Origin of the sequence: Sphingomonas sp. NIBR02145, from assembly GCF_027359115.1 — a bacterium.
GTDB classification, from domain to species: domain Bacteria; phylum Pseudomonadota; class Alphaproteobacteria; order Sphingomonadales; family Sphingomonadaceae; genus Sphingomonas; species Sphingomonas kyeonggiensis_A.
The window spans coordinates 794,290-815,098 of sequence record NZ_CP114791.1 but is presented as its reverse complement, the minus strand read 5'-3'; the positions used below and the strand labels follow the sequence as shown (position 1 = coordinate 815,098).

General features: G+C 67.5%; 23 protein-coding genes. 14 read left to right on the top strand and 9 right to left on the bottom strand.

The genetic code is table 11. The features are described from left to right. Nucleotides 1–21: 21 nt before the first annotated feature. Genes guaB through O3305_RS03750 form a run of 3 tightly spaced genes read right to left on the bottom strand, consistent with a single transcriptional unit; the run spans nt 22 to nt 2,824 of the window. Nucleotides 22–1,479, bottom strand: coding sequence for an IMP dehydrogenase (guaB, locus tag O3305_RS03760; protein WP_269575206.1), 1,458 nt, complete (start codon nt 1,477–1,479; stop codon nt 22–24). Continuing rightward, the gene (locus tag O3305_RS03755) at nt 1,448–1,945 is read right to left on the bottom strand and encodes a hypothetical protein (protein WP_269575205.1); all 498 of its coding nucleotides are present in this window, start codon (nt 1,943–1,945) and stop codon (nt 1,448–1,450) included. The genes guaB and O3305_RS03755 overlap by 32 nt, the downstream gene beginning before the upstream one ends. A gap of 39 nt (nt 1,946–1,984) precedes the next feature. Further along, nucleotides 1,985–2,824, bottom strand: coding sequence for an HpcH/HpaI aldolase/citrate lyase family protein (locus O3305_RS03750; RefSeq protein ID WP_184166589.1), 840 nt, complete (start codon nt 2,822–2,824; stop codon nt 1,985–1,987). 47 nt (nt 2,825–2,871) lie between these two features. Here O3305_RS03750 and O3305_RS03745 point away from each other — a divergent pair, with 47 nt between their 5' ends. From O3305_RS03745 to O3305_RS03720, 6 genes are all read left to right on the top strand, one after another. Next, nucleotides 2,872–3,870 carry an SPFH domain-containing protein gene (locus O3305_RS03745; RefSeq protein ID WP_184166592.1) on the top strand — a complete coding sequence of 333 codons (999 nt, stop codon included), beginning with the start codon at nt 2,872–2,874 and terminating at the stop codon, nt 3,868–3,870. 1 nt (nt 3,871) lies between these two features. After that, the gene (locus tag O3305_RS03740; protein WP_184166595.1) at nt 3,872–4,324 is read left to right on the top strand and encodes an NfeD family protein; all 453 of its coding nucleotides are present in this window, start codon (nt 3,872–3,874) and stop codon (nt 4,322–4,324) included. Between the two features lie 25 nt (nt 4,325–4,349). After that, the gene (locus tag O3305_RS03735) at nt 4,350–6,170 is read left to right on the top strand and encodes a DUF885 domain-containing protein (RefSeq protein ID WP_269575204.1); all 1,821 of its coding nucleotides are present in this window, start codon (nt 4,350–4,352) and stop codon (nt 6,168–6,170) included. A gap of 56 nt (nt 6,171–6,226) precedes the next feature. Further along, the gene (locus tag O3305_RS03730; protein ID WP_269575203.1) at nt 6,227–6,544 is read left to right on the top strand and encodes a ribosomal maturation YjgA family protein; all 318 of its coding nucleotides are present in this window, start codon (nt 6,227–6,229) and stop codon (nt 6,542–6,544) included. Between the two features lie 33 nt (nt 6,545–6,577). Continuing rightward, on the top strand, nt 6,578–7,411 hold the full coding sequence (locus O3305_RS03725) for a helix-turn-helix transcriptional regulator (RefSeq protein ID WP_269575202.1): 834 nt from the start codon (nt 6,578–6,580) through the stop codon (nt 7,409–7,411). Nucleotides 7,412–7,472: 61 nt separating this feature from the next. Beyond that, nucleotides 7,473–9,176, top strand: a complete 1,704-nt coding sequence (locus O3305_RS03720; RefSeq protein ID WP_269575201.1) for a serine hydrolase domain-containing protein — start codon at nt 7,473–7,475, stop codon at nt 9,174–9,176. 41 nt (nt 9,177–9,217) lie between these two features. On the opposite strand, the gene O3305_RS03715 is transcribed toward O3305_RS03720, so the two are convergent. The 3 genes from O3305_RS03715 to O3305_RS03705 are packed head-to-tail and all read right to left on the bottom strand — an operon-like array spanning nt 9,218 to nt 11,658. Continuing rightward, entirely contained in the window at nt 9,218–9,538 is a 321-nt protein-coding gene (locus O3305_RS03715; protein ID WP_184166609.1) for a hypothetical protein, read from the bottom strand. A 39-nt stretch (nt 9,539–9,577) separates the two neighbouring features. Further along, complete coding sequence (locus tag O3305_RS03710; RefSeq protein ID WP_269575200.1) at nt 9,578–10,045, bottom strand: hypothetical protein; 468 nt, start codon at nt 10,043–10,045, stop codon at nt 9,578–9,580. Between the two features lie 38 nt (nt 10,046–10,083). Beyond that, nucleotides 10,084–11,658: a phosphoenolpyruvate carboxykinase gene (locus O3305_RS03705; protein ID WP_269576444.1), complete on the bottom strand. Its 1,575-nt coding sequence runs from the start codon at nt 11,656–11,658 to the stop codon at nt 10,084–10,086. Between the two features lie 224 nt (nt 11,659–11,882). Here O3305_RS03705 and O3305_RS03700 point away from each other — a divergent pair, with 224 nt between their 5' ends. Genes O3305_RS03700 through O3305_RS03675 form a run of 6 tightly spaced genes read left to right on the top strand, consistent with a single transcriptional unit; the run spans nt 11,883 to nt 16,171 of the window. Beyond that, the gene (locus O3305_RS03700) at nt 11,883–12,590 is read left to right on the top strand and encodes a response regulator transcription factor (RefSeq protein ID WP_184166614.1); all 708 of its coding nucleotides are present in this window, start codon (nt 11,883–11,885) and stop codon (nt 12,588–12,590) included. Then, on the top strand, nt 12,559–14,139 hold the full coding sequence (locus O3305_RS03695) for a sensor histidine kinase (protein WP_269575199.1): 1,581 nt from the start codon (nt 12,559–12,561) through the stop codon (nt 14,137–14,139). The genes O3305_RS03700 and O3305_RS03695 overlap by 32 nt, the downstream gene beginning before the upstream one ends. Then, on the top strand, nt 14,139–14,567 hold the full coding sequence (locus tag O3305_RS03690) for a phosphoenolpyruvate carboxykinase (ATP) (RefSeq protein WP_269575198.1): 429 nt from the start codon (nt 14,139–14,141) through the stop codon (nt 14,565–14,567). Before O3305_RS03695 ends, O3305_RS03690 begins: the two co-directional genes overlap by 1 nt. Beyond that, on the top strand, nt 14,564–15,493 hold the full coding sequence (gene rapZ / locus O3305_RS03685) for an RNase adapter RapZ (protein ID WP_269575197.1): 930 nt from the start codon (nt 14,564–14,566) through the stop codon (nt 15,491–15,493). The genes O3305_RS03690 and rapZ overlap by 4 nt, the downstream gene beginning before the upstream one ends. A gap of 1 nt (nt 15,494) precedes the next feature. Continuing rightward, nucleotides 15,495–15,902: a PTS sugar transporter subunit IIA gene (locus tag O3305_RS03680; protein ID WP_184166625.1), complete on the top strand. Its 408-nt coding sequence runs from the start codon at nt 15,495–15,497 to the stop codon at nt 15,900–15,902. After that, nucleotides 15,899–16,171, top strand: a complete 273-nt coding sequence (locus O3305_RS03675; protein ID WP_184166628.1) for an HPr family phosphocarrier protein — start codon at nt 15,899–15,901, stop codon at nt 16,169–16,171. Before O3305_RS03680 ends, O3305_RS03675 begins: the two co-directional genes overlap by 4 nt. 11 nt (nt 16,172–16,182) lie before the next feature. On the opposite strand, the gene O3305_RS03670 is transcribed toward O3305_RS03675, so the two are convergent. Continuing rightward, the gene (locus O3305_RS03670) at nt 16,183–16,881 is read right to left on the bottom strand and encodes a hypothetical protein (RefSeq protein ID WP_269575196.1); all 699 of its coding nucleotides are present in this window, start codon (nt 16,879–16,881) and stop codon (nt 16,183–16,185) included. 105 nt (nt 16,882–16,986) lie between these two features. On the opposite strand from O3305_RS03670, the gene O3305_RS03665 reads away from it, so the two are divergent. After that, nucleotides 16,987–17,787: a TrmH family RNA methyltransferase gene (locus O3305_RS03665; protein WP_269575195.1), complete on the top strand. Its 801-nt coding sequence runs from the start codon at nt 16,987–16,989 to the stop codon at nt 17,785–17,787. A 75-nt stretch (nt 17,788–17,862) separates the two neighbouring features. Next, nucleotides 17,863–18,570, top strand: a complete 708-nt coding sequence (locus O3305_RS03660) for an META domain-containing protein (protein WP_269575194.1) — start codon at nt 17,863–17,865, stop codon at nt 18,568–18,570. Nucleotides 18,571–18,609: 39 nt separating this feature from the next. Here the strand turns inward: O3305_RS03660 and O3305_RS03655 are convergent, their stop codons facing one another. Together O3305_RS03655 and O3305_RS03650 are read right to left on the bottom strand one after the other, a co-directional pair. Then, nucleotides 18,610–19,290, bottom strand: a complete 681-nt coding sequence (locus O3305_RS03655; protein ID WP_269575193.1) for a tetratricopeptide repeat protein — start codon at nt 19,288–19,290, stop codon at nt 18,610–18,612. Between the two features lie 66 nt (nt 19,291–19,356). After that, nucleotides 19,357–20,673, bottom strand: a complete 1,317-nt coding sequence (locus O3305_RS03650; protein WP_269576443.1) for a DNA recombination protein RmuC — start codon at nt 20,671–20,673, stop codon at nt 19,357–19,359. Nucleotides 20,674–20,809 lie beyond the last annotated feature (136 nt).

Below are 20,809 nucleotides of genomic sequence, written 5' to 3'. Positions count from 1 at the left end.
CGCAGCCGGCGGTATCACGGCCTATCGCGTCGGGTAGTTCGGCGCCTCGCGGGTGATCGTCACGTCGTGGACGTGGCTCTCGCGCAGGCCGGCATTGGTGATGCGGACGAAACGGGCCTTCTTCTGGAACTCGTCGATGGTCGCGGCACCGACATAGCCCATCGACGCCTTCACGCCGCCGACCAGCTGGTGGATCACGTCCTTGGCCGGGCCCTTGAACGCCACCTGGCCCTCGATGCCTTCCGGCACGAGCTTGAGCTGGTCCTTGACGTCCTGCTGGAAATAGCGGTCGGCCGAGCCGCGCGCCATCGCGCCGACCGAGCCCATGCCGCGGTACGACTTGTAGGCGCGGCCCTGGTAGAGGAAGGTCTCGCCCGGGGCTTCCTCGGTGCCTGCCAGCAGCGAGCCGATCATCGCGGTCGAGGCACCGGCGGCGATCGCCTTGGCGACGTCGCCCGAGGTGCGGATGCCGCCATCGGCGACCACCGGCACGTCATGCTTCGACGCTTCGTTGGCGGCTTCCATCACCGCGGTGAGCTGCGGCACGCCGACGCCGGCGACGACGCGGGTGGTGCAGATCGAGCCCGGGCCGATGCCGACCTTGATGCCGTCCGCGCCCGCGCCGATCAGCGCCTTGGCGGCTTCGGCGGTGGCGATGTTGCCGGCGATGACCTGGACGCGGTTGGAGAGCTTCTTCACGCGCTCGACGGCGCGGCTGACCTCGACATTGTGGCCGTGCGCGGTGTCGATCACGATCAGGTCGACCTCGGCATCGACCAGCGCCTCGGTGCGGGCAAAGCCCTTGTCGCCCACGGTGGTGGCGGCGGCGACGCAGAGGCGGCCGGCAGCGTCCTTGGTGGCGGACGGATAGTTCACCGCCTTCTCGATGTCCTTCACCGTGATCAGGCCGACGCAGCGATAGGCATCGTCGACGACCAGCAGCTTCTCGATGCGGCGCGAATGGAGCAGGCGGCGCGCCTCTTCCGAGCTGACGCCGACGCGGACGGTGGCAAGGTTATCGTGCGTCATCAGCTCGGCAACCGGCTGATCGAGCCGCTCGGCGAAGCGGACGTCACGGTTGGTGAGGATGCCGGCGAGCTTGCCCGACGCCTCGACGATCGGAATGCCGCTGATCCGGTGCTGGGCCATCAGCGCACGGGCCTCGGCCAGGGTGCCGGTGGGTGCCATGGTGATCGGGTTGACGACCATGCCGCTCTCGAAGCGCTTGACCGCGCGGACCGCCTCGACCTGCTCCTCGATGTCGAGATTGCGGTGGAGGACGCCGATGCCGCCGAGCTGCGCCATGACGATCGCCATGTCGGCTTCGGTGACGGTGTCCATCGCCGAGGAGAGGATCGGGATGTTGAGCGAGAGGCCGCGGGTTACCCGCGTACGGGTGTCGGCCATGCTCGGCAGGACTTCGGATTCCCCGGGATAGAGGAGAACGTCATCGAAGGTGAGGCCGAGGGGGATGTCCATGGGGTGCGCCAATGTCCTGATTCGGAAGTTGGCGGCCCATGTAACCGCGAGGGTCGGAAAGCGCTAGGGGGTCGGCGTCATCTTGTCGGTCGCAAAGCAACGCCTGCTCGACCATGACCTGCTGGCGGATGCTGCGCGAAAGCTCGACCGAGGCACGGCAATAGCCCGGCCAGTCGGCAGCGACCTCGCGCAGGCCCCAATTGCCGACATGCACGGTATACTCGATGCGCTTCTCGATGTTCGACTGGCGCAGCGCGGCGATCTGCTGGGCATGGACGCCGGTCGCCTCGCGCTCCAGCGCCTCGCAGAGCCGGTCGACCGTGGTGCGGCGCTCGCCATTCACCTTGGAGATGTAGAGCCGGACGCGCGACAGGCGCAGCTGGTCCAGCGTGGGCTGCGCGAGGAGATGTTCGAGCTCGTCGAGCGCGGCGAGCAGATCGCTGTGAAGCTTGGGCAGTCCGGGCATGTAGCTATAATAGACGCTGCCCGGCCTAGGTGGTCCTACCTAGGCAAGGAAATCATCCGATCCGGCATAATCCATCGCGCGATCGAGCAGCGCGCGGGCCTGATCGACGTGCATCGCCTCGATCATCCGGCCGTCATAGCGCTCGGCCCCGCCCGTAGCGGCGGCAACGAGGGCGCGGGCTTCCGCCAGTTCGGCCTCGCTGGGGCCGAATGCCTGGCCGGCGATGGCGATCTGGTTCGGGTGGATGAGCGACTTGCCGTCATAGCCGAGCGCCCTGCCCTCGCGGCATTCGGCGGCGAGACCCTGGGGATCGTCGAGCTTGTTGAACACGCCGTCGAGCGCCCAGACGCCGGCGGCGCGGGCGGCGAGGACGACGCTTTGCAGGGATACGCCCATCTGCGCACGCCCGCTGGAGGGCGGGAGGCGGAGCGAGGCGGCCAGGTCGTTGGTGCCGATGATGAGCCCGGCCAGGCCCGGTACCGCGGCGATCTCGGCGGCACCCAGCACGCCGCGCGGGGTTTCGATCATCACCAGCAACGGCTTGCCGAGCGCCCTGGCGACCTGCGCGACCTCTTCGGCACTTTCCGCCTTGGGCAGCACCGCGAAGTTGGCGCTGGAGCCCGCAATCGCCGCGACATCCTCGCCATGCTCGGCGGTGTCGATCGCGTTGATCCGGATCGCCGAGAGGCTGGCGGCAAAGCCCTGCCCCACCGCTTCGACCGCCGCGACGCGGGCGCTCACCTTGTCGGCCTGCTTCACCGCATCCTCGAGGTCGAGGATCACCAGATCGGCGCCGAGCCCCCGCGCCTTCTCGATCGCGCGCGGGTTCGAGGCCGGCAGGAACAGGGCGGTGCGCGGTGCGAGACGGGCTGTGGTCATGCCCCCTCTCTATGCTAGCAAGAGGCAAATCGTGAAGGGGGAGTCGGATGCTCGTACTCAATGTTTTCCTGGGCGCGGTCGCCGTGGTCGTCGTGCTCTACCTCTTCTCCAGCGTGACCATCGTCCGCCAGGGCTATCAGTACACGATCGAGCATTTCGGCCGCTTCACCAGCGTCGCCGGGCCGGGCTTCAACTTCTTCCCCGCCTTCTTCTACCGGGTCGGCCGCCGGGTGAACATGATGGAGCAGGTGATCGACATCCCCGGGCAGGAGATCATCACCAAGGACAATGCGATGATCTCCACCGACGGCGTGGTGTTCTTCCAGGTCCTCGACGCGGCCAAGGCGGCCTATGAGGTGAGCGACCTCTACATCGCGCTGCTCAACCTGGTGACGACCAACCTGCGCACCGTGATGGGCGCGATGGACCTGGACGAGACCTTGTCGAAGCGCGACGAGATCAATGCGCGACTGCTCTCGGTAGTCGATCACGCGACGACGCCCTGGGGCGTGAAGATCACCCGCGTCGAGATCAAGGACATCCGCCCGCCGGCCGACATCGTCAACGCCATGGCCCGCCAGATGAAGGCCGAGCGCGAGAAGCGCGCCAACATCCTCGAGGCCGAGGGCAGCCGCGCCGGCGCGATCCTGCGCGCCGAGGGCGAGAAGCAGTCGAAGATCCTCGAGGCCGAGGGCCGGCGCGAAGCCGCCTTCCGCGACGCCGAGGCACGCGAGCGCTCGGCCGAGGCGGAAGCCAAGGCGACCCAGCTGGTGTCCGACGCGATCGAGGCGGGATCGAGCCAGTCGCTCAACTATTTCATCGCGCAGAAATATGTCGAGGCGGTCGGCAAGTTCGCGACCAGCCCCAATGCCAAGACGATCCTGTTCCCGGTCGAGGCGACCCAGTTGATCGGCACGCTGGGCGGGATCGGGGAACTGGCCAAGGATGCGCTGGCTGGTGGCGGTGGCGGCAATGGCGGCGCCCCGCGCCCGCCGGCACCGCCCGCCCCGCCGCGCCCGCGTCCGTTCGAGCCCAAGGAGGGTTGAGATGAACCTGCAGGAGCTGCTCACCGTGAACACCGGCCTCGCCTGGCTGATCCTGGCGGCGCTGCTGGCCATCGCCGAGCTGCTGGCGCCGGGCATCTTCCTGGTGTTCATCGCCGCCGGCGCCGCGATCACCGGCATCGTCACATTGCTGGTGCCGGGCTTCGACCTGGTGTTCGAAGTGTTCCTGTTCGCCGCGGCATCGGCGGCGGCGGTGGCGCTCGGGCGCGGCTGGTATCGCAGCAACCCGGTGCCGAGCGCCGACCCGCTGCTCAACGACCGCGTCGCCCGGCTGGTCGGCCAGGTCGTCACCGTGGTCGAGCCGATCACCGCCGGCCAGGGCCGGGTGAAGGTGGGCGACGGCGAATGGCCGGCCAATGGCCCGGACACCCCCGCCGGCGCGCATGTCCGCATCACCGGCGCCCGCGACGGCTCGCTCGACGTCGAGCCGGCCTGAAGACTTTCGTTTCGAGGAAAATTGCATGGATACCACTCGTCGCCAGTTGCTGCTCGGCGCAGGCTCGACTCTCGCGCTCGCCGGCATGCCCGCCACGGCCCGCGCATTCGCCGCCGGGAATGACGCCCCTGCCCAGGCGCTGCTCGACCGGGTCGCCGAGCAGATGCTGCGCGACTATCCCGAGACGGCGACCACGCTCGGCGTAGACAAGGACAAGCGCGCCAACCTCAAGCACCAGCTGATGGACCGATCGGTGAAGGGTCAGGCGAAGATCGCCGCGAACCTGAAAAAGGCGCTGGCCGACATCGCCAGGCTCGACCTGAACGCGCTGAGCCCGGCGATGCGCACCAATATCGACGTTATCCAGGCGAGCTTCTCCAACGCGCTCAAGGGTTTCGGCTTCGGCTATGGCGATGTCGCGACCGGCAGCTGGCGCAACTCGCCCTATGTGGTGGTGCAGAATGTCGGCGCCTTCCTCGATACCCCGCGCATGCTCGACAGCGACCACCAGATCGCCGTGCCCGAGGATGCCGAGGGCTATCTCGACCGGCTGGAGAGCTATGCCGAGCAGCTGGACGGCGAGACCGAGCGGCTCAAGATCGCCGCCAGCAAGGGCGTGATCGCACCCGACTTCCTGCTCGACAAATGCCTGAAGCAGATCAGGCAGGCGCGCAGCGGCGATCCGGCCGGCTGGGGCGTGGTCACCTCGCTGGCGAACCGCACCGCGGGGATGGACGGTGATTTCGGCGAGCGCGCCTGGCTGCTCGCCAAGGACAAGCTCACCCCGGCCCTGGATCGCCAGATCGCGGAGCTGGAGAAGCATCGCAAGCGCGCGACCAGCGATGCCGGCGTGTGGAAGTTCAGGGACGGCGACGCCTATTACGCCTGGGCGCTGAGCGCCGGCACCACCACGACGATGACGCCCGACGAAGTCCACCAGATGGGCCTCGACCAGCTGGCCAGGATCCAGTCCGAGATGGACGCGATCCTGAAGAAAGAAGGCTATTCTCAGGGCTCGGTCGGCGCGCGGATGGAAGCTTTGGGCAAGGATTCGCGCTTCACCTTCCCCGACAATGACGCCGGCCGTGCCGAGATCATCAAGTTCATGCAGGAGCGCGTGAACGACATTCGCGGGCGGATGCCGCAGGCGTTCCACACGCTGGTGAAGGGCAATCTCGAGGTCCGCCGCCTGCCGCTGGAAGAGGAGCCCGGCGCACCCGGCGCCTATGGCGGCGCGGGCTCGATCGACGGCACCGTGCCGGGCAAGATCTGGCTCAACCTGCGCACTACCGCGCTGCACACGAAGTTCAGCCTGCCCGACCTTGCCTATCATGAGGGCATTCCGGGACATGTCTGGCAGGGCGAATATGCCAACCGGATGCCGCTGATCCGCAGCATCCTGGCGTTCAACGCCTATTCGGAAGGCTGGGCGCTCTACGCCGAGCAGCTGGCCGACGAGCTGGGCGTCTATGCCGAGAACCCGGCGGAGAAGCTCGGCTATCTCCAGTCGCTGGGCTTCCGCGCCTGCCGCCTGGTCGTCGACACCGGGCTGCATGCCAAGCGCTGGAGCCGGCAGAAGGCGATCGAGTGGTTCGTCACCGCCAATGGCTCCTCGGTCGAGGAAGTCTCGGGCGAAGTCGACCGCTATTGCTCGTGGCCGGGCCAGGCCTGCGGCTACAAGGTGGGGCATAGCGAGATCAATCGCCTGCGCGACAAGGCCAAGGGCGCGCTGGGCGACCGCTACGACTTCCGCGCCTTCAACGATGCCGTGGTGCTCGGCGGGAACGTGCCGATGACCGTGCTCGGCCATGTGATCGACCGGCATATCGCGGAGCGTAAGGCCTGACGCTGGGCCTGACCTGGCGCTGGGGCTATGCGCTCGCCGCGCTCCTGCTGTTCGCGGTGGAGGTGGCAATCGCGCTGTTCGTGCGCGATCGCTTCGTGCGGCCCTATCTGGGCGACGTGCTGGCGGTGATCCTGGTCTATTGCGGGCTGCGGGCGGTGCTGCCGCTCCGGTCCCTGCCCGCCGCCCTGAGCGCCTTCGCGATCGGCGCGGCGATCGAGATCGGGCAGGCGGCGCATGTGCTCGACCTGCTCGGGGTGCAGAACCGGGTGATCCGCGTGGTGCTGGGCGGCAGCTTCGAATGGCTCGACTTCCTGGCCTATGCCGCCGGCGCCGGGATCGCACTGGTGGTTGATCGGCGCGTGTTATCCAGATAACACAGCAAGAAACCGGATCGGGGATCGGCAACAGTGGCTTTGCGTCGGGCGCGGCATGAATTCTGGGGCGATGGCCCTGCCTATCGCGCGATCGGCGGCTTCACCTATCACCGCCTCGCCGCCACCGCGCCCGAGCATGAAGTCGAGACGCACACGCATGACGAGGCGCATTTCGTGCTCGTCCTGTCGGGCGGCTACAAATCCTCTGCCAGGGACGCACCGGCGGTGTCGCGCACGCCGCTCCTGGTGTTCAATCCACCCGGCACCACGCACCGCGACCGTTTCCATGAGGGCCAGGGCAGCTTCCTCGCCATCTCGGGTGGTTATGAGCGCGGCGAAGGGACGGCGGTGCGCGTGCTCGATCCCTATGCGATCTGGACCGCGCATGCCGTGGCGGCGCAGTTTGACCGGTCGGCACCCTCCCCGCTCGCCTTTGACGGGCGGGCGCACCAGCTGGTCGCCACGATGCAGCCGCTCTCCTCGGACGAAGCCCGCAACGCCAGCAAGCCGCCGAGCTGGCTGAAGCGCGTGTTCGAGATGACCTTCACCGCCGACGATCCCGAGCTGAGCGTCGCCGACCTCGCCGCCGAGGCGGGCGTGCATCCGGTGCATCTGGCGCGGGTCTTCCGCCGCTATCTCCACTGCACCCCGGGCGAGCATCTGCGCGGGCGGCGGCTCGAGCGCGCGGCGGCGATGCTGGGGAACGGCACCGCCTCGCTGGCGGAAGTCGCCTATGCGACCGGGTTCGTCGACCAGGCGCATCTCAGCCATGCCTTTCGCGACGCCTTTCGCGCCACGCCCTCACGCTGGCGGCGGGAGGTTGCGCGGATACAAGACGGCGGCGCATCGGCATCGCAGAGCGGCTGACGCAACAGATGAAAGCGTTTCGATGCGTAAAGCCCTTTTCTCCGCCCTTATCGCCTGCGCGATGACCCTTCCCACCTCCCTTGCCGCGCAGGACGCGAAGCCGGAGCTTGTCGGCCTGTGGGCGGCGAAGAAGCGCTTCGGCCCCGATGTGCGCGGCACGCTCACCCTGGTGCGTGACGGCGCAAAATGGCGGGCCGAGATCGCCGGGCGCGAGGCGGTGGTCGAGCAGGCGAGCGACACGCTGCGCTTCACCCTGCCCGGTGAGCGCGGCAGCTTTCGCGGGCGGATCGAGGGCACCCGCATCCGCGGCCATTGGGTCCAGCCGCGCATGGCGACCAGCGGCATGCGCTTCTCGACGCCGGTGGTGCTGGAGGCGGCCGGCCCGTCGCAATGGCGCGGCGAGGTGCGGCCGCTCGACGACAGCTTCACGCTCTATCTGAAGGTGGATCGCGAGGCCGACGGGCGGCTCGGCGTGTTCATGCGCAATCCGGACCGCAATGTCGGGCGCAATGTCGACCTCAAGCATATCGAGCTGAAGGACGGGCGCGTCCGGCTGCTCGGCACACCCGGCGGGATGGCCGAGGAAGTCGAGATCGCCACCGGCAGCTTCGATGCGGAGAACAGGCTGCTCTCGATCGTCATCCCCGGGCGCGGCAACACCTATGACTTCGAGCCCGCCGACGCGCTGAGCGACTTCTATCCCCGCCCCGGCCTCACCGCGCCTTATGCCTGGCGCGCGCCGCTGGCGAAGGGCGATGGCTGGCCGGTCTCGACGCTGGCGGCGGAGAAGATCGACCGGGCGGCGATCGAGCGCTTCGTCCAGATGCTGATCGACGAGCCGATCACCTCGGTCCATTCGCAGGAGATCCATGCGGTGCTGGTCGCCCGGCACGGCAGACTGGTGCTCGAGGAATATCTCCACGGCACCGATGGCGATGCGCTGCACGACACGCGCTCGGCGGCGAAGAGCCTGACCTCGGTGCTGGTCGGCGCGGCGATGCAGGACGGTGCGCGGATCGGGCCGGAGACGCCGGTCTATGCGACGCTGGAGAAGGCGCTTCCCGCCGATCTCGATCCGCGCAAGCGGGCGATGACGCTGAGCGACCTGCTCAGCATGGCCTCGGGCTTCCACTGCGACGACCGCGATCCCAAGGCGCCGGGCAATGAGGATGTGATGCAGAGCCAGGACGCGCAGCCGGACTGGTATCGCTATGCGCTCGACCTGCCGATGGTCGCCCAGCCGGGCGGCGAGCGGGTCTATTGCAGCACCAACCCCAATCTCGCCGGCGGCGTGCTCGCCAAGGTGACCGGCGAGCCGATCGAGGACAGTTTCGACCGGCTGATCGCGCGGCCGATGCAATTCGGCCCCTATGCGCTCAACCTGCAGCCGACGGGCGAGGTCTATATGGGCGGCGGCGCGCAGTTCCGGCCACGCGATTTCATGAAGCTCGGCCAGCTGATGCTGAACGGCGGCACCTGGCAGGGCAAGCGCATCCTGAGTGCCGATTGGGTGCAGCGCGCCACCGCGCCGCGCGGTCAGCTGCGCGGGCTGCATTACGGCTATCTCTGGTGGGGGATCGACCTGCCCTGGCAGGGCCAGACGCTGCCGGCCTATTATGCGGCGGGCAATGGTGGCCAGGTGGTGATCGTGGTGCCGAAGCTGGACCTGGTCGTCGCGATCTTCGGCGGCAACTACGGGGACAAGGTGATGTACGTGCCCCAGGAGAAATACACGCCGGAGCATATCCTGCCGGCGGTGCGCTGAGCGCAGGGGCTCGCCGGCGCACGGCGAGCCCCTGCTACGGATCAGCTCTTGCCGCCGAGGAAGCCCGAAGCGAGCCCGCCGAGCTGGCCGAGCACGCCTTCGCCGTCGCCTTTCAGCAGGTTGGCGAAATGGCCGAGCGAGCCTTCGCCGCCGATATGGCCGATGATCTCCTGGAGCTTCTCGACCGGCAGCCCGGTGGCGCCGGCGGCGCCTTCGGCGGTGTCGGTGTCCATCGGATGGAACTTGGCGAGCGCCTGCACCGCCTGCTCGACATGCTCGGGCGAGAGCCCGACCTTTGCCGCGAGATTGGCGATGTCCACATTCTGCGTGACCTGGCCGAGGATGCCGTCGAGGATGCTCATACTATTACCTCCCAATGGGTGATTGGAACGGCATCGTATCTAGCACGCCGACTCGTCCGCGCCCAACGGCAATGGTGCCCGGTCCGGCGGAACGAAGCCGCGGCGCGCCGGGACGGAGAAAAGCAGCTCGCGGCTGTAGAAGCCGAGCGGCCAGTCCCGCCGCCCGACCCGCGAGCGCAGCAGCCCGTTGACCCGCTCGACCAGCCCGGTCTCGCCGGTCTGCGCCAGGAACAGGCGCACCCCGGCGACATAAGCCCGGGTGATCGTGTCGTGATAGCCGCCCTTGTCGTCATTCACCCCGCCCACGCTTTCGTTGAAGCGCGAGATCAGCCCGGCGATCTCGGCATCCACGTCCACATCTGGGCGCTCGGCGATCAGGTAGAGGCAGGCGGCGAGATGCGCCTCATGGGTCCACTCCTCCTTCGCGAGCGAACAGGCGAGCAGTCCTTCGCCGAGATGGATGATCTCGGCGTCGGTGGCGAACAGTCTTGGCGAGAACTCGGTCATCGATCGGGCTCCTATCGCCCGATCGATGACCGGGCCAGTTATGCTGTGGTTACCTGCGGTGCCGCTTCGCGCACCCCTTGATCGACATGATCCGCGAACTGGGCGAAGTTCTCGACGAACTGGTCGACGAGCCGGCCGGCCGTGGCGTCATAGTCGGCCTTGTTCGACCAGGTCGCGCGTGGATCGAGGATCGCGCTGTCCACCCCGTTGACCGCCACCGGCACCATGAACCCGAAATTCGGGTCCTTGCGGAATTCGGCCTGGGCCAGGCTGCCGTCGAGCGCGGCGTTGAGCAGCGCACGCGTCACCTTGATCGGCATGCGCTTGATCCCCGGATCGGTGGCGCGGCCGCCGCTCCAGCCGGTGTTGACCAGCCAGCAATCGACCCCGCCCTTGGCGATCCGCTCCTTGAGCAGATTGCCGTACACTGCCGGATGGCGCGGCATGAAGGCAGCGCCGAAGCAGGTCGAGAAGGTCGCCTCGGGCTCGGTCACGCCGATCTCGGTGCCGGCCACCTTGGCGGTATAGCCCGAGAGGAAGTGGTACATCGCCTGGTCGGGCGTCAGCTTCGCGATCGGCGGCATCACCCCGAAGGCGTCCGCGGTCAGGAAGATGATGTTGCGCGGCACCGGCCCGAGATTGTGCTCGGAGGTGTTGGGGATGAAGTCGATCGGATAGGCGCCGCGGCTGTTCTCGGCCAGGCTGTTATCCGCCAGGTCGAGCGTGCGGCTCGCCTCGTCCATCACGACATTCTCGAGCACCGTGCCGAAGCGCCTGGTGGTCGCGAAGATCTCCGGCTCGGCCTCGGCCGAGAGATTGATCATCTTGGCGTAGCAGCCGCCCTCGAAATTGAAGACGGCGGTGTCGGACCAGCCATGCTCGTCATCGCCGATGAGCGTGCGCGACGCATCGGCCGAGAGTGTGGTCTTGCCGGTGCCCGACAGGCCGAAGAACACCGCGGTGTCGCCTTCAGGTCCGATATTGGCCGAGCAGTGCATCGGCATGATGCCATCGACCGGCAGCAGATAGTTGAGCAGCCCGAAGACGCTCTTCTTCATCTCGCCGGCATAGGCGGTGCCGCCGATCAGGATCAGCTTCTCGGTGAAGTTGACCGCGATCACCGTCTCGCTGCGGGTGCCGTGACGATCGGGATCGGCGCGGAAGCTCGGCAGGTCGATGATCGTGTATTCGGGCACGAACCCGGCCAGCTCGGCGCCCTCGGGACGGACCAGCATCGTGCGGATGAACAAATTGTGCCAGGCCAACTCGTTGATCACGCGGACGTTGACCCGGTGCTCGGGCTGCGAGCCGCCATAGAGGTCCTGGACGAACAGCGTATCGCGATTGGCGACTTCGGCGAGGAAGTCGGCCTTGAGCGCCGCGAAATGGGCCGGGCTCATGTCCTTGTTGACCTTGCCCCACCAAACGCTGTCCTCGGTGGTGGCGTCACGGACGATGAACTTGTCCTTGGCGCTGCGCCCGGTGTGCTTGCCGGTGGTGACGACCAGCGGACCGTCCTTGGCCAGCTTGCCTTCGGCGCGGGACACGGCCTGCTCGACCAGCTGGGCGGTTTCGAGATTCCAGAAAATATCGGCCCCGGTCCCGATGCCCATAGCATCGAGACCGTGGCGCGGCGTGCGCTCAGTCAAATTTGCCTCCGTCTCCAAACACCCTGTGGGTGATCTGCCCAGGCTGTTGCCGCCCGGTGCAATATTATTGCGTGGCCATAAGCCCCTGCCGAAACTAGGGTCAACCCGAGTAAACGTTGTCAGCCGATTGAGCGGCGAAGAAGTTTCGGTTACGCCGTCAAATCAATGGTTCCGAGTGTCGCAAACGCATGACCGCTACGATCGCGCTGGTCGATGATGACCGCAATATCCTCACTTCCGTCTCGATCGCCCTGCAGACCGAGGGCTTCCTGACGCGCGTCTATTCCGACGGTGAGAGCGCGCTGAAGGCGCTGATCGACAATCCGCCCGACCTGGCGGTGCTCGACATCAAGATGCCGAAGATGGACGGGCTCGAGCTGCTGCGGAAGCTGCGCGAGAAGAGCACGATTCCGGTTATCTTCCTGACCAGCAAGGACGACGAGCTCGACGAGGCACTCGGCCTGGCGATGGGCGCGGACGATTACATCGCCAAGCCGTTCAGCCAGCGCCTGCTGATCGCCCGCATCCGCGCGATCCTGCGCCGCACCGAAGCCGCGCAGCCGAGCGCGGAGGGTGGCGAGGAAGTCACCGCCGAGGCGCTGGAGCGCGGCCGGCTGACGATGGACCCGGCGCGCCACCGCGTAACCTGGAACGGCACCAACGTGACGCTGACCGTCACCGAGTTCCTGATCCTCGAGACGCTGGCGCAGCGCCCGGGCATCGTGAAGACCCGCAACCAGCTGATGGATGCCGCCTATCAGGACGACATCTATGTCGACGACCGAACGATCGACAGCCACATCAAGCGCGTCCGCCGCAAATTCCGGCAAGTCGATTCGGAATTCGATGCTATCGAGACGCTCTATGGCGCGGGCTACCGGTTCTCGGACGAATAGGGACGAGCGCGACCTCGCGCTCAAATGGTCCAATCGCGTCAGCCTGACGCCGCGCATCCTCGCGGTGAACATCTTCGCGCTCGCGCTTCTGGGCGGCGGCTTCTCCTACCTCGATTCGTACCGCAGCCGCATCGTCGACAGCCGGGTTGAGCAGGCCGGGCGCGAGGTGCGGCTGATCGCCCAGGCGCTCGCCTCCGCCAAGGACGAGAAGCGCCGCGACCTGCTGGTGCTCAGCCTCGCCCGCGATACCGGCACCCGCATCCGGCTGTTCGACGAGAAGGGCAAGCTGCTTGCCGACAGCAAGGCGCTGGGCCTGCGCAACGTGGTGCTGCGCGATCCGGACAAGGATCCCTGGGGGCTGGAGGCGGCGCGCATCCTCGACGCGGTGATCGACACGGTGGCGGGTGCGGACCGCGCCCCGCTCTATCGCGAGCGCCCGGTCGACCAGGGCCTCGAATGGCCGGACGTGCGCACCGCCATGTCCGCCCATGGCACGCCGGCGACCGTATGGCGCGCGCCCGATCGCACCCCGGTGATCACCGCCGCCGCGCCGATCACCGAGCTCGGCGTGGTGATGACCACGGTGAACGCCCGCGACATCACCCAGACCGTCCGCGCCGAACGCTTCCGGCTCGGCATGGTGCTGCTGTTCGTCTCGGTATTCTCGATCCTGCTCTCGCTGTTCCTGGCGCGGACGATCGTGCGGCCGCTGCGCCTGCTCGCCCGTGCCGCGATCCGTGTGCGGCTGGGGCGCGCGCGCGAAGTGGTGGTCCCGCGCCTGCCCGACCGCAGCGACGAGATCGGCCTGCTCGCCCGCGCGCTTTCCGACATGACCGGCGCGCTGCGCGCCCGGATCGACGCGACCGAAGCCTTTGCGGCGGACGTGACGCACGAGCTGAAGAACCCCCTGGCCTCGCTCCGCTCCGCCGTCGACAGCCTGGCGGCGGTGAAGAAGCAGGAACATCGCGACCAGCTGCTCGAGATCGTCCGCGACGACGTGCTGCGGCTCGACCGGCTGATCACCGATATCTCCGAGGCCTCGCGCCTCGACGCGCAGCTCAGCCGCGCGACCTTCGAGCCGGTGGACATCGGGGCGATGATCCGCGCGCTGCTCGACCAGCGCGAGGCACGCGGCATCCCGAACGGCATCCGCATCGCCTTTGATTGCGCGGCGGGGACCGAGCTTACCATCTTGGGCGAAGGCGCCCGGCTGGAGCGCGTGTTCGAGAATCTGATCGAGAATGCGATCTCCTTCTCGCCGACTGGAGGCCTGATCGCGATCTCCGCCTCGAGCGACGAGGAAGACCTGACTATCCGGGTGGAGGACGAAGGACCCGGCGTGCCCCAGGAAGCGCGTGAGAATATCTTCCGCCGCTTCCACTCGGTGCGCCCCCAGCAGGAGGCCTTTGGCCAGCATTCCGGACTGGGGCTTGCCATCGCCCGTACGATCGTCGAGGGCCACCAGGGGAGCATTTCAGTCGAATCGCGGGAGGATCGATTGAGCGGGGCGCGTTTCGTGGTGCGACTGCCTTTGGCGGGACGCAATTAATGGCAGAGCTGTCTTCTGAATCGATCCTCGCGGCCTGCGTGGCGATCGACGGGCGCGGCGTGCTGATCGAGGCGCGCGAGGATGCGCAGCGCGTCGACCTGCTGCTCCGGCTGCTCGATCGCGGTGCCACGCTGGTGGTCGATCCACGCACGGTCTGTGTGCGCCGGGGCAAGGCGCTCTACGCCACCGTGCCGGTGGGCCTGGGCGGCAAGGTCGAGATTCGCGGCATCGGCCCGGTGGCGATGCCGAACCTCGAGGAAGCGCCTGTCGCGCTGGTCGCGGTGGTGCTGGATGCCTCCCCGCGCCTGCCCGAGGATCGCCGCACCCGACGCATCGCCGGGGTGGACGTGCCGGTGATCGCGCTGGGCCCCAATGAGCCGTCCGCGCCGATCAAGGTGGAATATGCGCTCAAGGCGCTCGCCAAATGAGCAAGGCGCGGCCGAAACAGATATTGCTCGTCACCGGCATGTCCGGCGCCGGCAAGTCGACGGTGCTGCGCACGCTCGAGGACCTGGGCTGGGAGACCGTCGACAATCTCCCGCTGCTGCTGCTCAACCGCCTGCTCGATACCGCACCTGCCGAGGCGGATGACGACCGCCCGCTGGCGATCGGCATCGGCAGCACGACGCGCGGCTTCGATCCCGAAAGCATCGTCCGCCGCATCAAGAAGCTGCGCGAGGAGCATGGCCATGATGTCGGCACGCTCTTCCTCGAATGCGCGGGCGCCGAGCTCGAGCGCCGCTATTCGGAGACGCGCCGCCGCCATCCGCTGGCGCAGGACCGCCCGGCGCAGGACGGCATCGCCCATGAGCGCGAGCTGCTCACGCCGCTGCGCCGCTGGGCGAACCGGCTGATCGACACCACCGATCTCAGCGCGAACGAACTGGCCCAGCAGATTCGCAGGACCTTCTCGGGCGAGGGCCTGGGCGAGACGGTGATCTCCGTCCTATCCTTCGGCTTCGCCCGCGGCCTGCCGCGCGACGCGGACCTGGTGTTCGACATGCGCTTCCTCAGAAACCCGCACTGGGTGCCGGAACTGCGCCCGGGCACCGGCAAGGATGCCGATGTGTCGGCCTATATCGCCGCGGATCCCGCCTATCCGGCATCGATGGAGCAGATCGAGTCGCTGCTGCTTTTGTTGCTCCCGCGTTACCAGGCCGAGGGAAAGGCGTACGTTACGATAGCGTTCGGATGCACGGGGGGCCGTCACCGCTCGGTGCATGTCGCCGAACGGATGGCCGCCCGGTTGCGCGACGCGGGTTTTTCGCCCACGGTGACGCATCGTGATACCAAGACCGCGCCGCAGGACTCGCTGGAGGGGCTACCGGTGACCGTGGCAGGGGGCGGAGTTTGAGATGATCGGTTTGGTGCTCGTGACGCACGGACGACTCGCGGAGGAGTTCGTAGTCGCGATGGAGCATGTAGTCGGGAAGCAGGAGCAGATCGCTTCGATCTGCATCGGCCCCGAGGATGACATGGAAGGTCGCCGCGCGGACATCGCCGCGGCGATCAAGGGCGTCGATTCGGGCCGCGGCGTGATCGTGCTGAGCGATCTGTTCGGTGGCACGCCTTCGAATCTCGCCATCTCGCTGATGGAAGCAGGCAAGGTGGAGGTGATCGCCGGCATCAACCTGCCGATGCTGATTCGCCTGGGCAGCGCGCGCAAGACGATGAAGGTCACCGAAGCGGTGGCCGCGGCGCGCGATGCGGGCCGCAAGTACATCACCGTCGCATCCGAAGTCCTGGGAGAGGCTGCCGCTTGAGTCGCACGATCCGAACCGTCACGATTGAGAACAAGCGCGGCTTGCACGCGCGCGCCAGCATGGCCTTCGTGACGCTTGCCACCGCCCAATCCGTGGAACTCACCGTCGAGAAGGACGGCAACACCGCCTCGGGCACGTCGATCCTCGACCTGATGATGCTCGGCGCCGCCAAGGGCGACACGATCTCGATCAGCGCCGAGGGCGATGGCGCGGACGGCGCGGTGCAGGCGCTGGTCGAGCTCGTCGAAGCGCGGTTCAACGAGGAATAGCCCTGCCCCGCTCAGGGACGGATGCCGGCATCCTCGAAATCCAGCACCACGCTTGACCGCGCGGCGATCGCCGCCCTGGTATCCGCCGCGCCACCCGCATCGCCCAGCTTCAGGCGCGCGATACCGCGGCCATAGGCTGCGTCGACCAGCATCTTGTGCTGCATGTCGCGCATTTCCCGGTTGCCGAGCGCTTCGTTGAAATCCGCCAGCGCTTCCTTGTAGAGGCCCAGCGCCAGTTCGACACGGCCGCGATTGACCAGGGTCCAGCCTTGCCGGCCGGTGCCGTCCACCGCCGCGTTGCAATAGGGCATGGCGTTCTCGACATCGAAACCATAGCGGCCGCGGGCGAAGCACGACATGTTTGCCAGGCTCTTGTCCTCGGGGTGATCGCGGACATTGGCGTCCGCGATCGACAGCATCGCCTCGGGATGCCCGGCGGCGGCGGCAACATAGGCCTTCTGCGTAGCGGCGGAACCGCTTCTCTCCGGATGTTCGCTCGCAAGCGCGTCATAGGCCGCGTCGATCTGCTGGCGGCCCGCTGGCTCGGCGACCACGCGCTTCAACGCCCGCCAGGGCAGGCCGCACAAGCCCTTCTCCCGCTTGATATTGGCGGTCATTTCCTTCGCGCTGGTCTTGTCGCCATTGGGGAATGAACAATCCGGCGCGGCCGCGGCCGCGGCCGAGTACATGAGTAGCATCGCACCGATCATGACTGCCCTTCCCCCTATCTCTCCCCCCAGCATAGGAACGGCCGACGCGGTCGGGCAAGTCATTCGGGTCGTGACTTCGCATCGTTCCTGGCGCAGGGATGCCGCATGCCTCGCGAGATCACTGCCTTTTCCAATCCGCTCATCAAGCGCGTCCGCAACCTTCGCGACAAGAAGCATCGCCGCGAGGAAGGGCTGTTCCTCGCCGAGGGGCTCCGCATCCTCACCGAGGCGCATGAGGCGGGTCGCGTGCCCGAATATCTGTTCTTCTCGAAGGACATGGCCGGCCATGCGCTGGTCCGCACCCTGGTCGCCGCCACCGAGGCCGCGGGCGGCTGGGCGGTCGAGACCAACAACGACATCCTCTCCAAGCTTTCGGGCAAGGACAATCCCGGTGCGGTGGTTGGCGTCTATCCCGATTTCGCCGTCACCCTGGCAGATCTCGATCGCAGCAGGTCGGGCATCTGGCTGGTCGCGGAGCGGCTGCGCGATCCGGGCAACATGGGTACGATCCTGCGCACCGCCGATGCGGTGGGCGCCGGCGGCCTGATCCTGATCGACGATTGCGTCGATCCGTTCTCCGTCGAGGCGGTGCGCGCCAGCATGGGGGCGCTGTTCACCGTGCCGGTGGCGCGGTCGAGCTGGGGCGATTTCCTCGTCTGGCTGCGCAAGGGACCCGGCCAGCTGGTCGGGCTCAGCCTCGATACCGAGCATGACTATCGCGCCCCGGTGTACCAGGCACCGACCTTCCTGCTCACCGGCAACGAGGCGCAGGGCATGCCCGGCTTCATGGCCGAGGCCTGCGACCTGCTGGTGAAGATCCCGATGCTGGGCAAGGCGGACAGCCTGAACGCCGCGATCGCCACCGCCGTCATGGCCTATGAGGTGCTCGGCCAGCAGCGAAGCTGAACGGTCGATAATCGTTACGGCCATGGAGCGTTCAGCCCGGGCCGCGCATTGTGCCTCTCAGAGAGGGAGTGAACCATGCGACTTTCGACCATCGCCGCCGCCAGCCTGATCGCGCTGACCGCCCTGCCCGCCACCGCGCAGGCCCAGGCACAGCCCGACTATCGCGCCAGCGGCACCGAGCCATTCTGGAGCCTGACGATCGGCGCGCGGACGATGCGCTTCGAGGCGCCGGGCCGCCAGCCGGTCAGCGTGGCGACGCCCAGGGTGATCCACGGCTTTGCCGGCGAGATCTGGCAGACCCGCCGGATCAACGTGAACACCAACCATATCAAGTGCTCCGACGGGATGAGCGACCGCTCCTATCCTGATACGGTGACCGTCACGGTTGACGGCCGCACCTACAAGGGCTGCGGCGGCGAGCCGACGGCCTCCGCCGGCACCAGCCTGATCGATGGCAGCTGGCGGATCGAGGCGCTGAACGGCCGCCCGGTGGCGCGTGGCACCAGCCCGACCATCGCATTCGACAATGGCCGCGTCTCGGGCAATGCCAGCTGCAACCGCTTCAACGGCAGCTTCACCTTCGCGCGCGGCCGGCTGACCACCGATCGCGTCGCCAGCACGCGGATGGCCTGTGTCGATCGTGCGCGGAACCAGCAGGAACAGGCCATCCTCGGCCTGCTCGGCGACCGGCTGGTCGTGTCGACCGGCAATCGTGGCGGCAACCGGCTCGTGCTGACCGGCGCCCGTGGCCGGACGATGACGCTGGTTCGCGGCCGACCCTGAACCTTCGCCGCCGATCGCCCGACCCGGCGGTCGGCGGCCTTAGCTCGCCTTCTTCTTCGCCCGCTGCTCGCTGATGTACTGCAGCTCGTCCTTCACCTTCTGGTCGTCGGGCGTAAGCTCCAGGCATTTGCGGAACAACACTTCCGCCTCGTCGAGCCGGCCCAGCTCGATCTGGTCATAGGCCATGCCGAACCAGGCGCGGCGCAACGACTTCTTCTGCCGCTCGCCACTCTCGCGCTTCGCCGCATCGGCGGCACGCGCATAGAGGTCGTAGGAGCGCTGCCATTGCTTCTGCGCCTGATAGGCATAGCCGAGCTCGGAGAGATAATGCGGGTGGAGCGGCGCCATTGTCACCGCACGCTCGAGGAACAGGATCGCGCCGTCCAGCTGGTTGAGGTCGATCATCGCGAACCCCTTGCCCCACAGCGCGATGCACCAGCCGCCATCGACCAGCATCGCGTCCTTGCCGCCCGGCAGGCCGGCATAGGCAGCGGTCTCATAATCCTCGACCTGGCAGAGCTTCTGCTTCTCGCCGCGATACAGGCCCTGATACTCGACGATCAGCGGATTGAGCAGGTCGATCGCCTGTTGCGGCTGGCCGCCCTGGATCAGGCGAACCGCCTGGCCGAGCTTGTCATTGCGTGCCGTCTCGGCCGCATCCTGTGCCAGGGCCGGGCCGACCGGTGCGGCGGCGAGCATGAGTGCGAATGCCAGCTTCATCGAATTCCCCTCCGTTTCGATTCCGCACCAGCCTAGCGGCAATTTCCGGCGCCGCCATAGCCCAGCTTATTCGGCGGCCTCCGCCTCCGGTTCGCCGGCATGGCTGGCGAGCAGCTCGACCGCCGGCACCGCCTCGATCTCGCGCGCGCCGGTTTCCACGTTCAGCTCCTTGAGCTTGCGCGCCGAGACCAGCGCCCGGGTCTCCAGGCTGGTGGCGAAGGTGTTGAAGTTCTTCACCGCGGTATTGAGCCCCGAGCCGACCACGCGCAGGTCGCCCAGCGCCTTGGCGAGGCGATCGTACAGCTCCTTGCCGAGCTCACCGATCTGCCGCGCTTCCTTGGCCAGCTTCTCCTGGCGCCACACCGCCGCGACCGTCCGCGCGATCGCGATCAAATTGGTCGGAGTGGCGAGCAGCACGCGCTTCTCGAAGGCGAAGTCCCACAGCCCGGGATCATATTCTAGCGCGGCGGACAGGAAATGCTCGCCCGGCACGAACATGATGACATAGTCCGGCGCTTCCTCGAACTGGGTCCAGTACGCCTTGTTGCCCAGCCCGTTGATATGCGCCTTCATCGCGGCGGCATGCGCGGCAAGGCCGATGCGGCGCTCTTCCTCGTCCACCGCGCCGAACGCATCCTGATAGGCGTTGAGCGAGACCTTGGCGTCGATCACCAGCGCGCGGCCGCCGGGCACCCGGACGATCGCGTCCGGACGCAGCCGCCCGCCTTCCTCTCCGGCGACGCTCACCTCGGTCTGGAAATCGGTATGCTCGGAGAGGCCACAGGTCTCGAGCACGTTGCGCAGCTGCTGCTCGCCCCAGCGGCCGCGCGACTTGGGGGCGTTGCGCAGCGAATTGACCAGCTTGGCCGCCTCCGCGCTCACCCGCTCCTGCCCGATCCGCATCTGCTCGATCTGGCCCTTGAGGTCGCCGAATGCGTCGCGCCGCTCCGCCTCGACCTTGGCGACGCCCTCCTCATAGCGCTGGAGCCGCTCGTTCACCGGCTGGAGCAGCGCCTTGAGGTTCTGGCCCGAAGTCTGCTCGGACTCCTTGAACCGCTCCTCGGCGCGCTTGAGGAACGCTTCCTGCGTCTCGGTGAGCATCGTGCCCGCCAGCTCGCGGAACTGGCCCGCCATCGCCTCGCGCGCGCCCTTGAACTCGGCGAGCCGCTCCTCGAACGCTTCCGCCTTGGTACGCAGCTCGGTCAGCTGGAGCCGGGCATCGTCGCGCTCGTCGCGCAGCATCTCGGCCTGGGTACGCAGCGCCTCGACATGGCTGGCCCGCTCCTCGGCCGCGGCAAGCTCGGTGATCGCCGCCTTGAACTGCGCCTCGCGCGCGTCGCGTTCGCTGCGCATCTGCGCCGCAGGGCGCCCGCCCAGGAACATGCCGAGCCCGAGCCCGATGACGAGCGCGGCAACCGCGATCACAACCGCCACCAAATCCAAACCCAACCTCCAATATCCAGAAAAGCGTGCCAACACCCGCGGGCACACGGAACATAACTCGAACGATCGCGGGAGG

What these genes read in the sequence shown, in the direction of transcription:
- O3305_RS03695 (WP_269575199.1), top strand. Translation starts at nt 12,559, where the DNA reads ATGGCGCGGGCTACCGGTTCTCGGACGAATAGGGACGAGCGCGACCTC.
- O3305_RS03710 (WP_269575200.1), bottom strand. Translation starts at nt 10,045, where the DNA reads ATGACCGAGTTCTCGCCAAGACTGTTCGCCACCGACGCCGAGATCATC.
- O3305_RS03670 (WP_269575196.1), bottom strand. Translation starts at nt 16,881, where the DNA reads ATGATCGGTGCGATGCTACTCATGTACTCGGCCGCGGCCGCGGCCGCG.
- O3305_RS03740 (WP_184166595.1), top strand. Translation starts at nt 3,872, where the DNA reads ATGAACCTGCAGGAGCTGCTCACCGTGAACACCGGCCTCGCCTGGCTG.
- O3305_RS03665 (WP_269575195.1), top strand. Translation starts at nt 16,987, where the DNA reads ATGCCTCGCGAGATCACTGCCTTTTCCAATCCGCTCATCAAGCGCGTC.
- O3305_RS03690 (WP_269575198.1), top strand. Translation starts at nt 14,139, where the DNA reads ATGGCAGAGCTGTCTTCTGAATCGATCCTCGCGGCCTGCGTGGCGATC.
- O3305_RS03755 (WP_269575205.1), bottom strand. Translation starts at nt 1,945, where the DNA reads ATGCCCGGACTGCCCAAGCTTCACAGCGATCTGCTCGCCGCGCTCGAC.
- O3305_RS03750 (WP_184166589.1), bottom strand. Translation starts at nt 2,824, where the DNA reads ATGACCACAGCCCGTCTCGCACCGCGCACCGCCCTGTTCCTGCCGGCC.
- O3305_RS03660 (WP_269575194.1), top strand. Translation starts at nt 17,863, where the DNA reads ATGCGACTTTCGACCATCGCCGCCGCCAGCCTGATCGCGCTGACCGCC.
- O3305_RS03650 (WP_269576443.1), bottom strand. Translation starts at nt 20,673, where the DNA reads ATGTTCCTGGGCGGGCGCCCTGCGGCGCAGATGCGCAGCGAACGCGAC.
- O3305_RS03745 (WP_184166592.1), top strand. Translation starts at nt 2,872, where the DNA reads ATGCTCGTACTCAATGTTTTCCTGGGCGCGGTCGCCGTGGTCGTCGTG.
- O3305_RS03720 (WP_269575201.1), top strand. Translation starts at nt 7,473, where the DNA reads ATGACCCTTCCCACCTCCCTTGCCGCGCAGGACGCGAAGCCGGAGCTT.
- O3305_RS03715 (WP_184166609.1), bottom strand. Translation starts at nt 9,538, where the DNA reads ATGAGCATCCTCGACGGCATCCTCGGCCAGGTCACGCAGAATGTGGAC.
- O3305_RS03700 (WP_184166614.1), top strand. Translation starts at nt 11,883, where the DNA reads ATGACCGCTACGATCGCGCTGGTCGATGATGACCGCAATATCCTCACT.
- O3305_RS03680 (WP_184166625.1), top strand. Translation starts at nt 15,495, where the DNA reads ATGATCGGTTTGGTGCTCGTGACGCACGGACGACTCGCGGAGGAGTTC.
- rapZ (WP_269575197.1), top strand. Translation starts at nt 14,564, where the DNA reads ATGAGCAAGGCGCGGCCGAAACAGATATTGCTCGTCACCGGCATGTCC.
- guaB (WP_269575206.1), bottom strand. Translation starts at nt 1,479, where the DNA reads ATGGACATCCCCCTCGGCCTCACCTTCGATGACGTTCTCCTCTATCCC.
- O3305_RS03655 (WP_269575193.1), bottom strand. Translation starts at nt 19,290, where the DNA reads ATGAAGCTGGCATTCGCACTCATGCTCGCCGCCGCACCGGTCGGCCCG.
- O3305_RS03705 (WP_269576444.1), bottom strand. Translation starts at nt 11,658, where the DNA reads ATGGGCATCGGGACCGGGGCCGATATTTTCTGGAATCTCGAAACCGCC.
- O3305_RS03735 (WP_269575204.1), top strand. Translation starts at nt 4,350, where the DNA reads ATGGATACCACTCGTCGCCAGTTGCTGCTCGGCGCAGGCTCGACTCTC.